Source organism: Cystobacter fuscus DSM 2262, assembly GCF_000335475.2.
Classification (GTDB): Bacteria; Myxococcota; Myxococcia; order Myxococcales; family Myxococcaceae; genus Cystobacter; species Cystobacter fuscus.
In genome coordinates, this window is the sequence record NZ_ANAH02000073.1 from 139,777 (window position 1) to 153,346 (window position 13,570).

The window sequence follows — 13,570 nt, forward strand, 5'->3', positions numbered from 1 at the left end:
ACACATGGAAGCGACGAAGACGCACGGAAGGGAGACCCGCGAGGTGGGCGGACGGCGGTGGTTCTGGCTCCTCGGCATGGCCCTGGCGACGGTGGCCAGCGGGTGCTGGTGGGGCGTTCGACCCGTCCCGGGAGAGACCATCCCGGACCCGGTCAAGACCTGTCCCGGTGGGCCCCACTGCGGCATCAAGCAGTCCCTGCTGGAGACCATCGATGAGAATTGTCCCACGGGCGACTGTGATCCCGGGGGCAGTGGCAACGCCAAGGGCATCTACACCGCCGAGGGCGGCAACTACTGCTTCAAGGTCAAGGATCGGCCGTACTTCTGCCCGGAAGCCTTCATCAACACTCCGACGGGAGTCCTGCTCGAGATGCGGTATCTGGACGCGCCCCTCCGCTTCGCTCGGCCACGGGTCCACGGCAAGCTCGCGGCCAACTCCAAGCCCGTGGAGGTGCTCGCCATCAACGGAGACCAGACCGAGCTCTCCATCAAGTACCGGGTCCAGGGGGAGCCGAATGAATCCATCGTGAAGGGCGACAGCCTGAGCACGCTGATCCTCGGCCTCGATACCCTGTCCACGGGGATCAGTGAGAGCCCGCGCATGAACTATGAGCTGAGGTTCTCCGCGCACCAGCGGCCGGAGCCAGACGCGACGACGGACAAGGTGCACCGCTACACGCTCGACTACCGGGATACCGTATCGGAGGCCGCGTGGGTCCGGCACTGCGAGGCGGATGAGGGAGGGGCGGTCGTTTCCTTCCTCCAGGGACAGCGTGTCAGTGGCGTGAACGCCAGCGTCAAGCTCGACCCCCAGGTGACCAGCATGGGCTGCGAGCAGGGCTCGCTCGTCACTTGTCTGGCCTGGGGCTTCACGCCCTGGGAGCCCGCCACGGGCGTGCGCGACGAGACCCGCGACTACGTCTACCGCTCCTGCCTGCAGGCCAAGCGCGCCGCCTATTTCGTCGGTCACCGTGACTTCAAGAGCTACACGAAGAAGGGCACGAAGATCGAGAAGTGGGATCAGTACGCCTCGGGCGATGGCGAACCGGTCGAGCGCATCGAGGCGCTCTGGAGCCCCCAGGGCGCGGTGTGCTTCAACCCGGAGAACCGGCGCCGCCCGGACGCGGAGGCCTGGATCGGGCAGAATCCCAACGACCTGAAGACCTACGGCGTGGGGCCGTGCACGTCCAAGGACTTCTCCACGGAAGGGAAGCTCTTCACCGGCATTCCTCCCGAGGCGCTAGCGAAGCCCTGACTCCGCCTCGCGCAGTGGCGCCTCGCACTCGCGCCGCAGCAGCGGGTTGAGCGCGAGGGCCCGTTCGAGTTCGGCCCGGGCCTGGCGGACGGTGTCGAGGCGCTCCGGCTCGGGCATCGTCCGCGCCCGGTTCAGCAGCAGGGCCCCGCGCAGGGCATGCGCGTGCGCCAGGTTCGGGTCGAGCCGGAGCGCCAGGTCCACCTGCGTCAGTCCCTCGGTGATGGAGGGGCGCGCCTTGCCCGGGGGCAGCGCCTCCGCCAGGCGCCAGTGAACGCGGGCCAGGAGTTGGTGGGTCTCGGCGAGGGGATACATCTCCACGGCGCGCCGGGCCTCCGCGAGCGCCTGCTGGAGGAGGGACGCTTCCGGGCGTCCCCGCCGCTTCGCCCACACCGCCTCCGCCAGGGCCATCCGCGCACTCACGAGTCGGCACTCGACCCAGACGCAGTCCAGGCGGTTGGCCTCCGCCAGGGCCCGCCGCCCCGCCTCGAGCACGGCCGTGGGCTCCCCGCCGTCCCTCATCGCGTGCTCCACTTCCAGCAGGTGGCCCATGGCCCGGTAGAGCGAGGTCCGCCCGAAGCGGGGGTTGATGGACACGGAGCGCTCGAGGTGCTGGAACATCCGCTCCAGCCACGGGCGTGGGTCCCCGCCGCTGTCGACGAGGTAGCGCGCGAGCTTCAGCTCCGCGAGGGCCAGCTGGTTCAGCGCCAGGACGTAGTTGCCGTCGAGCGAGAGGGCCCGCTCGCCGGCCTGGAGCGCCTTGTTCACGTCCTCCTGGGGGTTGCGCCCGCGCGACAGCTCGTACTCGGCTCGCTGGCTGTACACGTCGATGAGGTTCATGTGCGCGAAGAGGTAGGCCGGATCGCTTCGCGCCGCCTGGAGCAGGTGGTGCTCGGCCTGGGCGTACGACTCACGCGGATCCCCGCCGTGCTCCCACTGATGGTTGCCCTTCCAGCGGTAGACCTGGGCGAGATCATTGTGCCCCCAGGGGTATTCGGGCTTCAGCTTCAGCGCCCGGTTCAGCCAGGAGATGGCCTCGTCCCAGGCGGCGTCTGGCGCCGCGCCCTCTCGCGCCAGCCGGAGCGCGCGCATGAAGTGGCTGTAGCCCAGCATGTCGTAGGCGTACACGTCACGAGGATCCAGCTCCACGGCGCGCGCGGCGGTGGCGGTCCACTCGGTGAGGATCGGCGCTGGGTCCAGACCGCCCTTCTCGAAGTTCATCAGCCGGTACCACTGCATCAGCACCTGGGCCTTCTTGGTGTGGCCCGAGGCTCGCCCCGGAGCCGCGTGGAGGCCCTGGTCCGCCGCGGCCAGTGCGCGCTCCAGCGAGGCCTTGCGTGATTTGCCCTGCCGCGAGTCGAGCTCCGATTGCTGCAGCCACGCCTCCGCGAGGGCCTCGTGGTTGCGCGCATCACTCCGCCCGGACTCGAGGGCCCGCGTGTAGAGCCGATCCGCCTCCTGGAGCCCCGCGCGTGCCGTGTCGTAGTCGCCCCGCTCCAGGTGCTCCACGGCGCGGGCGTAGGCCACGTCTCCAGCGAGCGTCCAGGCCTCGTATACCCAGGGCGTCTCCTCGGCGGCCTGGGCCGCGAGCCGCGCCGCCGCGTCGTACTCCCGGCGGTAGAAGGCGATGAGGCCCTCGAGGTAATGGGGGGACTCCAGGTCGAGGCCCCGGCTGCGCTCGAGCGACTGGAGCGCCGGCTCCAGGTACTGCTTCTCCAGGAGGCGCTGCCGCGTGGCCACCCACTCCTTGCCGCCGCTGCGCCGCGCGTCCTCCAGGGACTGGTGGTACAGCTCGCCGAGCACGCGGCCGCGCGCGTAGTGCAGCTCGGGCGAGTCGATGCCCTGCTCCCGGGCGCGCTCCAGTTCCTGGTGGGCGCGCTCCAGCTCGTGCATGGCCAGATAGCCGCGCCCCAGGGCGTAGTGCACCAGTCCCTCGCCGTGGTCACCCAGCTCATGCGGCTGTGAGGCGATCCGCACCATGCGCTCGCGCACGAGCTGTTGCTCCCGGCTGGTGTCGTGCAGGGGCAGCGTGTGGGCCGCGCGCAGGAACCATTCGATCTCCTTCACCTGCTGCCCGAGCTGTCCGGCCAGCCGCGCGCGCTGCTCGGAGCGTTGCCGGGTGGTGCGCGCCTCCAGCCCCGCGCGCGCGCCAAAGGCGGCGAGGACGAGGATGCTCGTCAGGGACACCGCGGAGACAGCCACCAGGGCGCGGTGCTTGCGCGCGCGCCGCCGCAGCCGGTGGAACAGGCTCGGGCGCCGTCCGAGGATGGGCTCGCCATCCATGTAGCGTCCGAGATCCTCGGCCAGGGCCCGGGCCGAGTCATAGCGCTGGTCCGGCTCCTTGCTCAGACACTTGAGGACGAGCGTCTCCAGGTCGCCCGGGAGGTGGGGCACGTGCGTGCGTGGGGAAGGGGGCTCCTCGTGGAGCACCTTGTTCAGCGTGCCCAGGACCGAGTCACCGGTGAACGGCGCCACGCCAGCGAGCAACTCATAGAGCGTCGCGCCCAGGCTGTAGACGTCGGAGCGGCGATCGATGCCACGCACATCGCCACGGGCCTGCTCGGGGGCCATGTACGAGGGCGTGCCCATCAGTGCCCCCGTCTGGGTGAGGGCGTGCCCCTGGCCGATGTCGTACGCCAGGCCGAAGTCCATCACCACCGGCACCCAGCGCCCATCCTCCGCGCGCTCGACCATGATGTTGGAGGGCTTGAGGTCGCGGTGGATGACGCCGAGCCGGTGCGCCTCGTGGACGGCGGCGGCGACCTCCCTCATCACCTGCACCTTCTCGGGCAGGGTCATGTCCCGGGCCGCCCGGTCGAGCCCCTCTCCGCCAATGAGTTGCATGGCGATATAGGCCTTGGCGCCCACCTCGCCGACCTCGTACACCTTGCAGACGTGGGGATGGTCGATGCGCGCCTGCGCGCGGGCTTCCTGGAGCAGGCGCATGACCTTGTCGGGATCCGCCCCGCGGATGAACTTGAGCGCCACCACCCGGCCCAGACGCGGATCCCTCGCCTTGTAGACCTCGCCCATGCCTCCGCTGCCCAGGCGCTCGAGGAACTCGTAGCGCTCCCAGTGGGGTACGGGGAACGCCGCTTCCGGGTGCGTGGGCCCGGAAGGGGTGGGGGAGGTGGTGGGCTCTGGCGCGAGCGTCGGCTCGAGGGTCCGCTCTTCCTGATCAGGCGTCGGCATGGGCGAGGAGGGGGCGGTTCTCTCCTGGCACACTGGCATGTGCCCTCCCGCTCCTCAAGAGCGGGAGGGGGCCACGCCACCGCACCGGGCGTGGCCACGGGTCATGCGGTGGCGTGGGAGAGGCTCAGGCACGCGCCCGGCGCACGAGCAGCAGGGCGGCGGCGAGCGGCAGCGCGAAGGGCAGATAGCGCCGCGCGTGGTAGCTCCACGAGTCGACCCGGTCCCCGAGCAGCATCAACAGCCAGTGGCTCGGGTAGTGGTCCGGAAGCCGGTAGGCGAGCTTGCGGACCACTCCGGACAGGCCGTGCAGGGGCACGGGTGCCAAAGACAGGCGGCATCGTCTTGTTGGGGCGGCCATGCATGGGGACCGCCGACTCACCGCGCTGGGGTTCCGGTGGGAAGCGCGTGTTGGGCCATGGCTGGGGATCCCTCATCATGGGGACTCCCGGCCGGTGCGAGGGCTCGAGGTCGACGCCCCAATAATCCGGTCTCAGCACGGGCTGCATGGACTGGTAGCCGGAGCGCCGTTGGATCGTCTCCGGAGTGGTCACCTCTGGTACGGGTTTCATCAGGCGTCTCCGTTCCTAGTGAAGGGTTGCGTTGGGGAAGAGCGCCACCTTGATGCAGCCGTCCCGCTTCTGGGCGAACGTGTGGTAGCCCTGGGGCGCCTGTTCGAGCGGCAGCCGATGGGTGAAGACCTTGCTCGGCTTGATCCGCCCGGCCCGGACGTGCTCGAGCAGGTGCGGCATGTAGCGCTTCACGCTGGCCTGGCCGGTGCGCATCGTCTGCGCCTTGTTCATGAAGGTGCCGATGTCGACGCCTGCCCACGGCGGGCCGTAGCCCCCCATGAGGGAGATGGTGCCGCCCTTGCGCGTCGCGTGGATGGCGAAGTTGATCGCCTGCGGGGAGCCGGCCTCCAGCTTTCCATAGACGCCGAGCACGCGATGCACCGGCGAGCCCGCCGCCTCGCAGCCCACGGCCTCGATGGTCACGTCGGCGCCGCGGCCCTCCGTCATGCCCTTCACCGTGGTGACGAGGTCGAGATCCTTGAAGTTGAGTGTCTCGACACCGAACCAATTCCTCGCGAACTCGAGGCGGTAGTCGACATGGTCCACCGCGATGACCCGGCCGGCGCCCATGGCCCAGGCCGACCACATCGCGAACAGACCGACCGGGCCACATCCGAGCACCAGCACGGTCTCGCCGCCCTTGAGGTCACCCATCTCCGCGCCCTGGTAGCCGGTGGAGAAGGCGTCGGTGATGGGCAGGGCGTCGAGATCCTCGACGTCATCGGGAATCTTCTCGGCGTCCACGCCGATGAAGGGCACGCGGACGTACTCGGCCTGGCCTCCGTCGTAGCCGCCCATGGTGTGCGAGTAGCCGTAGATACCGGTTCCCGCGTCGGTCGCCGGGTTGGTGCTGTCGCAGCACGAGGTCAGGCCCTGGGTGCAGAAGTAGCAGCCGCCACAGAAGATCTGGAACGGCAGCATCACCCGATCGCCCTTCTTGACTCCCCGGGCGTCGGGGCCGACCTCCTCGACGATGCCCGTGAATTCGTGGCCGAAGGTGAAGCCGATCCGGGTGTCGGGCATGAGCCCGTGCAACAGGTGCAGGTCGGAGCCGCAGATCGCCGCGGACGTCACGCGGACGATGCCGTCCTGGGGATGCTCGATCTTGGGATCGGGCTTGTTGCGCACCGCGACACGATAGGGGCCTTCATAGGTAAGCGCTCTCATGCGCCAAGGCTGTGGACGCCACCGACGATTGCCAATCAGACGTCTCCCCGGCAGGTCTGCCTTCAGGGGTCTGCCCGTTCTGGCCCGCTCGGCCGTCCCTTGACGGGTGTGCCACCTCTCCGGCCACGGCCCTCGATGAGACGCACTTCAATCTCACAGCACGATTGTATTTTTCATGTTCCCAACAATCGATAATTCAAGAATTAGTTGCTTAGGCAGCTAATCGTCAATACCGTGACTGCCCCTATTAACCAGGAGAACCCAGCATGGCCTTGCGCAACACCCTGTCCGTCGCCGCGTCATCGTTCATCTTCGGACTGTCCTTCGTTGGCTGTAACGCGGGTCCCGAGGCCTGGGAGGACGGAGCTGCCGCGGAGGGGGCGGGCGTCGAGCAACGGGAGCTGTGCTCGCGCCCGACGGACTATCCGTGGGAGGAGCCGGACTTCGCCAACGTCAAGAAGGCGATCACGGTGGCGCGCGACCAGATCTGCAAGCCGTATGTGCAGGGGAGCGCGGGCCCGGATGGGTTCGACAGCCCGGGTCTGGTCTATTACGCCTACAGCCAGGCGGGCTTCAATGTGCCGCGGGTGGACACCTGGGCCATTGATTCCTGGGGCCGCAGGGTGAGCCCCTTGGAGAAGCGCCCGGGGGATCTCATCATCTACCGCGCCTGCGCCGCGGGGAACATCTCGCACGTGTCGCTCTACGTCGGGCGCAACAAGAGCACCGGCGCCCCGCAGGAGATAAAGGCCTTCTACGTGCAAGACGGCGTGGGTGTGTATGACGGCCCCTCGCCGTGCTCCATCCCCTCTACCGCTGTCCGGGTGCAGGGCTGAGCATTCATGCGGGCATGATGGGACGCGGCATGTCCATTCCCGCCGCCCCGGATGCCCTCGAGAGGGAAGAAGAATGCCCTGTCTGGCCTCGAAGCGCGGAGGCCGGACGGGGTGCTTTCTTCCCGTGATGCCGAGTCTTAGGTTCCCCTCCAGTTCGAGGGAGGGGGATGTCGATGATCATCGGTTCGGTCGCGTTGCTCGCGGCGGTGCTCGCGAGCACGGCGCCTGTCTTGCCTGTCAAGGTTGGCAATGCACTCACACTGCCCGCGCAAAGACACGCGGTGCGGATGGACACCGGGGGCGGCCGACCGGCTACCTGGTTGCTCGCTGTCCAGCAGGAAGGCGTGGAGGGGCGAGGCCTGTCCTTCTACCGCTCGGAGGACGAGGGCCGCACGTTCCGCTTCTACGCCCCCATCCAGCCGGATGGAAGCCACGCGGATCGCGCGGATCTGGTCGCGGTGGGGCGGGACGTCGCGCTCGTCTACTCGTGGGAGTCCCCCGGCCTGAAGGCCTCGTCCCGGCATGACGTGTACTTCCAGTGGTGGCGCTACCAGCCGGACTCCCATGACTGGGCGCCAGAGCCCGCCGTGCGGATCTTCAACGCGGATGACTCCACGGCCTATACGAGGGCGCTGCTCGCGCGCGACTCGCGAGGCCGGCTGTGGGTACAGGCCTTCCGTCTGGACTCGGATGGGGGCTCCACGGCGGTGTTGTCCGTGTCCTCGGATGGAGGCGCGTCCTTCCAACGCCAGGCGAACCTGGGCCGGGTCAAGCGCCGTGGGGGCGGGCGGCTGTTGAGCGTGGGCTCCAAGCTCGTCTTCCTCTACGCCATGCATGACGGCTTCGAGCCCACGCGCATGCGCATCCGCCGCGACAGCGATCCGGTGGAGTCCTGGGGAGACGTGAAGACGGCCTTCTCCGACGGCATCTACCATGGCGCCGCGTTGAGCGCGGTGGCGGACGGGGAGGGGGGCATGCACCTGGTCTACAAGGACGAAACGGAGCGCCTCTATTACCGTCACTTCGACGGCACGAGCTTTGGTTCGCGCACGCTGCTGGAGTCGTCGCGGGACTGGGCGATGCAAGCGGCCACCACCCGGGTGGGCAAGACGCTGTATGTCTTCTACAACGTCATGCGCTCCGCCGGCAAAGCCTATGAGCTCCACGCCCGGACGCTGAAGGATGGCCGGTTCAGCGACCCGGTGGTGCTGGACTCGAAGCGGACCTTCAAGGGTTATCCCAATGCGCTGGAGACCCTGCCCGAGGGCGTGGACGACGTGCCCTGCTTCTTCGGCGAGTCCCCCGACGACAACTCGCGGGGGAACATGGTGCGCGTGAAGCTGGACGCGCCCGGTGGCGGCGGCCCGGCGGAGCCCCCACGGCCCGCGCCCTCGGACGACCTTCCTTCTCCGGGCCGGGAACTCTTCCGCGATGGCTTCTCGCGCAACTCCTCGCGCGGACTGGGTTCCGACTGGTCGCTGAGCGGGCTGTGGTTGGCCAATGGCAAGCGCGCGGTGAGCGACCTGGACAACGCCGAGGGAAGCAACCATGCGCTGGCCCCGCTCTCGCGCTGCCGGGACTGTCAGGTGGAGGCATGGTTGCAGCACTTCGCCGCGGACGAGGCGGGCGTGGTGCTGCGCGCCCAGGGGGATGCGTTCTACGCGCTCGTGTACCTGCCCTCGGGGCGCATCCAGATCCGCCGCTATCGCGACGGGAAGTCCACCGTGCTCGCGGAGGCCGCCAGTGGCCAGTCCTCCGCGTGGGAGGGAGCGACCTTCACCCTGGCCGCGTGGGGCACGCAGCCGGTGCATCTGGCCGCCTCGGTCAACGGCCAGGTGCGTCTGCGGGTGACGGATACGAGTTCGGCCGCCCCGAGCGACGAGGGACTCGCGGGCCTGCTCACGCCCATCGCGGGCATCTGGTTCGATGACTTCCGGGTGCGCGCGCTGGAGGACTGACGGGGCGAGGCCACTGCCTGCCTCCCTGTCCTGTGGAGTGAACAGCGCCTGTCCTCGAAAGAGGTCAGGCGCGGTCTGGCCCTCCTGCTGGGCGGATGACGGCAACCTGTACGCGGCCAATGGGGATGGCACTGGCTTCACGCTGGTCAATCCCCGGCCGGATCCCGTGTGGGACATCGCGGTCAGCCGGATTCAAGGGATGCCGGGCGCGCTGACGGGCTCGACCCTGACGACCCGGATCAGCCAGACGTGGAAGACAGGCCGGTACAACCGCAAGCCCACCGGCATGGTGTGCGTCGATGCCACCCTGTACATGGCCGTGCAGGATCTGGAGTGGGAGTTCGACGACGCGCCCAACGCGACGATCGCCAGGTCCACGGACCATGGGGCCACGTGGACCTGGGACTTGTCCGCGCCGATGTTCCGCGACTCTCGGGCTTCGAGAAGCAGACGGGCTCCACCTGAGCCGACAGTAGTCAACCCTCTCCCGTGGTTCTTCACTGGGGGTCGCATCTCGACCCGCACCGCGCGGGTGAAGTGTGCGAACCTCGCGGCGATGCGGCCCCGGAATCGTCTCCTGCTCCTCGTCGTCGTGGGGTTCTTGGCCCTATGGGGTGCGTTCCTCTCGTTCGCCCCATCGCCGGAAGTGGGCACCTCCTCGGAGGTGTCCGCGCCTCCTCGGCCGAGGGCTTCCGTCTCCAGCACCCGGCCCCCGGAGAGGGCGCGTGACTCGCGCGCCGAGCTGCGCACGGAGGAGAGGCCGATCGTGGCCGGGAGTGTCCCGCCCGCTGAGCGTGCCCCGCCAGCTCCTTCCCCACGGCCTCCTCGGCCGGAACAGGGTCAGGCGCAGCCCTCGGACGAGGTGCGCTCCGATGATGCTCGGCTTCGGGTGCGCTGGGGGAAACCGGGCCTGTGCGAGGAGGGGACTCGTCCGCTGGTGGACCGCGAGGCGCTCCTGTCGAGCTTCGTGGCCGGACCGGAAGGCGCGGGGCACATTCGCCGAGATCCGGACCTGTCGGCCTCGCACGCGGAGCTGGCCCGCGAGATGCTCGAGCGGGCGCACCGCCTCCTCCGCATGTTGTTGGGGGAGCGGGTGGACGCGGTCCGCGCTCCATCCGTCTTCCTCTACTCGAGCGTCGAGCAGCTCGTGAGTGCCGCCTGTGTCAATCGCGCGACCCGTGGCTACTACGACGGTGCCATCCACGTGGCCGCCGAGCGGGATCTCGGCGAGAGCCTGCTGCACGAGTATTCCCACCATGTCCTCAACCAGCTCGGCGTGCGCAAGCCGATGTGGCTCCATGAGGGGATTGCGATGCTGGTCGCCAGCGAGACGTGGTGGCAGGACCCGCGGCTCGGGTTGCATGACTGGCTGCCCGAGGGCCATCTGCCCTTCGAGGCCCTGGTGGATGCCTTTCCCCACACCGCGGATGAACTCTTCTCGGGCGCGGTCTACTACCAGAGTATCGCGATGGTGTTCTTCATTCGTACCCGCGGAACACGGCCGGATCTCGGTGCGCTCGTCGAGCAACTCGCCCGGGGGGAGGTGTCTGCGCGGAGTGCTTTTGCGTACGCGGCCGGACGGGAGGGCCGTGCGCTTCACGAGGCCTTCCGCGACTACGTGCGCATCCTGCCCGTGGCGTCTCTACCTGGGGCCCCTCCAGAGGGGAGGGGAGTGGGGGAGGGGCGTTGAAGCACCCCCCTTTCAAGGTCGATTGGCAGGCATCCCGCGCGATAAATTAGACGGGGTGGAAGTAGCCAACTGCCCCAATCGGGGCGTTCATTGGATACATCTTCCCCATGAACGCCCGATGCTGGACGCCCCTGGGGTACTCTGGTCCTCTGGGTTGTCTCACTTCTTCGCCGTCCCCTTGGGCTCAGGGCTTCTCTCCCTTGAGCACGCGCGCTGTCGCCACGTGTTTTCTCGCCTCCTCTGCCGACACATAGCCTTTCTTCACTTTCTTCTTGGCCGCTCGCGGGTGCTTGCGCAGTGTGGAGAGTTTCACCTGCTTCGCCAATTCCAGCAGCACCTCGCTGAGTTGCTCCGCGGATTCTTCTCCCTGTCCGCTCCACTCTTGCGGTTCTACCGCCGTCATCATCCCGCTGTAGGTCGCCTTCACCTCGGTCGCAATGTAAAAGGTGGAGACTTGCCATCCACGCTTGGCGGCTTCCTCTTCTTGGCCGACTTCCACTGCGGCTTTCACCACCGACAGTACATTGTACGCCATCACTGCTACCCCAAACGCCAACAGCGCCGCCTTCGGCTGTCCCAGACTTCGCACTTCACTTTCCAGCACTGCTTCCAACTCTCCGAACATTCCCTCTATCTTCCAGCGGCCCCTATACAACTCGGCTACCGCTAAGGCTCCCACATGGCGTGCTGGAGTATCCGGCGCACCATGACGGTCACGGGACTGCGCTTGGTAAAACGTTCCACAATCGCTTCTAGGGCCATGCTCATTCCTCGCGAATGGAATGGGGCAGGCTCCTTGGATTCGTCTACCGTCTCGGACCCACCTCCACCCGGGTGGGCCTTCTCTTGCCCACCTGACCGCTATGGTAGCACCCTCCACATGACCTTGAAAGTGGTGGCACTGGGAGCCCATCAGGCAGGTTGTGTTTCCCTCGGGCCGGATGGAGCGGCGGCACTACTCACGCGCCTTCCCTTGCTCGCTCACTTGCTCTACAGGCGGGAACGTGACGTTCCCGAGGGTGACGGTGCGGGGCCCCTGCGCTTCCCCTAGCTTGAAGTACTACGGGACCTGGACGCTGCTCGACGAACAGAAGCGCGCCCCGAGCTGCTCAAGCTCACGCAGGAGTTCCAGGCCTCCGTGCAGGCCCGCGACGAGTTTCTTTCCCTCGCGAGCCACGAGCTGAAGACCCCGCTCACCACCCTCAAGCTGCAAGCGCAGCTGCTCCAGCGCTGGGTGCGGAAGAACGATCCCCAGCTCATCGGCAAGGAGCGGCTCGGCCAGCTGGCGGAGCAGTCGAACCTGGGCGTTGGGATGTTCGGCTCACGGCACGAGCGCTCCCGAGGAAGAATATTGCCACCCCTGCCTTCAGGACGATAAGCCTTGACCATGCTCATCAGGAAAGCCACAGCCGACGATGCCAAAGCCATCGTTGAGATCATCCTCCCGACCATTCGCGAGGGCGCCACCTACGCGCTCGACCCGAACATGAGCGAAGCCGACGCGCTGGCCTATTGGATGGGACCCGACAAGGAGACGTTTGTCGCCGAGGAGGACGGCGCCGTTCTTGGCACCTACTATATGCGCCCGAATCAGGCAGGCGGCGGACGGCACGTTTGCAACTGCGGCTACATGACGAGTGCGGCGGCCACTGGCCGAGGAGTCGCTCGTCGCATGTGCGAGCACTCCCTGGAGCACGCGCGGTCGCGAGGCTACCGGGCCATGCAGTTCAACTTCGTTGTCAGCACGAACGAGCGCGCGGTGCGCCTGTGGCAGTCCCTGGGATTTGGGATCGTTGGCCGCCTGCCGGTCGCTTTCCAGCACCCCACGGCAGGCGACGTCGATGCCTTCGTGATGTATCAGCAACTCTGACTGACTACGGCCCGAGCTCCTTCCAGGAGCCGGTGGCGCCGAGCTGCGGAGCGGGCCGTGCCGTGGACCATCGCAACGGCACGCCGTCCTCGATCCACGTGCCTTCCGTGACGCGGAAGCGCAGGAGCCGCTCCGCCCCCGTGAAGGACTCGACCTCGGGCCCCTCCCAGACGATCTCGGTCTCACCGGTCAGCGACAGGAGCCCGCCGGTGTCGAAGTCGACGAACAACAGACCCGCACGCGGGTTGAGGACCAGGTTGCCAAACGTATTGAAGAGAAGGTTGCCATTGAAGTCCGGGGCCGTCAGGACGGTGCGGCCGGCCTCCTCCGTCACTCGCACGAAGCCGGGCTTGCCACCGCGATGCGAGACATCGACACCTTCGACCGGCTCGTCCCCGCGCGCGGCCGGCGACGCCGTGGCGATGAAGAACGTATCCGCGCGGTCGATGAGTTCGACGCTCGCACCGGACAGCCGCGGGCCTTCCTTCCGCACGGGTCGCGGCTCCGTGACACGGGAGGGCTCGGCCACGAAGACGGGCTCCCGTGCCTGGATGTACCGCGGGCAATTGCCGAAGCTCTGCTCGACCCGGACGACGAATCGGCCCTCGCCGAGCTCCACCACCGTTCCGTTCATCCGGTTGCGGCGGCGCGTCTCGAGCTGGATACCGAGAAGGCCCAGGGGCGCGCCCGGGAGGAGGTTCTGGCCCAGGGCATCTCCGAAGCCGGGGAAGGCGGAGACCACGAGCGTCCGCGGGTCGGGCGAGGCCACGAAGCCCGGTCGGCCCACGAGGATGGAGGCCCATGGACGTCGCTCACCATCCAGACTGCCGACGAGCAGGAAGGGCAGCTCGCGGAACAGCTCGCGATGCTGCTCCGGCATGAACGAGCGGATGACCTTGCGCCCGGTCTGCTCGAGGCGAGCACGCATTCCGACCCGCTCCTGGATGGCCTGCTCGCCGGCGTGGAAGGGTGACCGTTCGTGGGACCAACCCGGCAGCGGTGCACCGGGGACGTTCGGTGGGGTGTTCTGGGACAT

The 13,570-nt window shown here is 68.0% G+C and carries 11 protein-coding genes; 6 read left to right on the plus strand and 5 right to left on the minus strand.

Translation table 11 applies throughout. The features are described 5' to 3' along the window. Positions 1–4: 4 nt before the first annotated feature. Positions 5–1,255, plus strand: coding sequence for an ADYC domain-containing protein (locus tag D187_RS47820; RefSeq protein ID WP_002624495.1), 1,251 nt, complete (start codon positions 5–7; stop codon positions 1,253–1,255). Here the strand turns inward: D187_RS47820 and D187_RS47825 are convergent. The 3 genes from D187_RS47825 to D187_RS47835 form a co-directional block, all read right to left on the minus strand. Continuing rightward, a complete protein-coding gene (locus D187_RS47825) occupies positions 1,241–4,483 on the minus strand; it encodes a serine/threonine-protein kinase (protein ID WP_155894076.1) in 3,243 nt (1,080 codons plus the stop codon). The two genes, D187_RS47820 and D187_RS47825, sit on opposite strands and share 15 nt — an antisense overlap. Positions 4,484–4,568: 85 nt before the next feature. After that, positions 4,569–4,769 (minus strand): hypothetical protein, encoded by a 201-nt coding sequence (locus D187_RS51475; RefSeq protein WP_051256855.1) that lies wholly within the window; start codon positions 4,767–4,769, stop codon positions 4,569–4,571. Between the two features lie 259 nt (positions 4,770–5,028). Further along, entirely contained in the window at positions 5,029–6,180 is a 1,152-nt protein-coding gene (locus D187_RS47835; protein ID WP_043435631.1) for a zinc-dependent alcohol dehydrogenase, read from the minus strand. A gap of 266 nt (positions 6,181–6,446) precedes the next feature. Between D187_RS47835 and D187_RS47840 the strand changes: the two genes are divergently transcribed. The 3 genes from D187_RS47840 (at position 6,447) to D187_RS51480 (ending at position 10,664) form a co-directional block, all read left to right on the plus strand. Next, positions 6,447–7,016, plus strand: a complete 570-nt coding sequence (locus D187_RS47840; protein WP_002624501.1) for a C40 family peptidase — start codon at positions 6,447–6,449, stop codon at positions 7,014–7,016. Between the two features lie 167 nt (positions 7,017–7,183). Continuing rightward, positions 7,184–8,974 (plus strand): hypothetical protein, encoded by a 1,791-nt coding sequence (locus D187_RS47845; protein WP_002624503.1) that lies wholly within the window; start codon positions 7,184–7,186, stop codon positions 8,972–8,974. A 37-nt stretch (positions 8,975–9,011) separates the two neighbouring features. Beyond that, positions 9,012–10,664, plus strand: a complete 1,653-nt coding sequence (locus D187_RS51480) for a hypothetical protein (protein ID WP_002624504.1) — start codon at positions 9,012–9,014, stop codon at positions 10,662–10,664. Between the two features lie 184 nt (positions 10,665–10,848). Here D187_RS51480 and D187_RS47855 read toward each other — a convergent pair whose 3' ends face one another. Next, on the minus strand, positions 10,849–11,289 hold the full coding sequence (locus tag D187_RS47855) for a hypothetical protein (RefSeq protein WP_002632666.1): 441 nt from the start codon (positions 11,287–11,289) through the stop codon (positions 10,849–10,851). Positions 11,290–11,802: 513 nt separating this feature from the next. Between D187_RS47855 and D187_RS47860 the strand changes: the two genes are divergently transcribed. Then, the gene (locus tag D187_RS47860; RefSeq protein ID WP_002623594.1) at positions 11,803–12,042 is read left to right on the plus strand and encodes a histidine kinase dimerization/phospho-acceptor domain-containing protein; all 240 of its coding nucleotides are present in this window, start codon (positions 11,803–11,805) and stop codon (positions 12,040–12,042) included. Between the two features lie 9 nt (positions 12,043–12,051). After that, positions 12,052–12,534 carry a GNAT family N-acetyltransferase gene (locus D187_RS47865; RefSeq protein WP_043435690.1) on the plus strand — a complete coding sequence of 161 codons (483 nt, stop codon included), beginning with the start codon at positions 12,052–12,054 and terminating at the stop codon, positions 12,532–12,534. A gap of 4 nt (positions 12,535–12,538) precedes the next feature. Here D187_RS47865 and D187_RS47870 read toward each other — a convergent pair whose 3' ends face one another. Then, the gene (locus tag D187_RS47870) at positions 12,539–13,570 is read right to left on the minus strand and encodes a pyridoxamine 5'-phosphate oxidase family protein (protein WP_169433444.1); all 1,032 of its coding nucleotides are present in this window, start codon (positions 13,568–13,570) and stop codon (positions 12,539–12,541) included.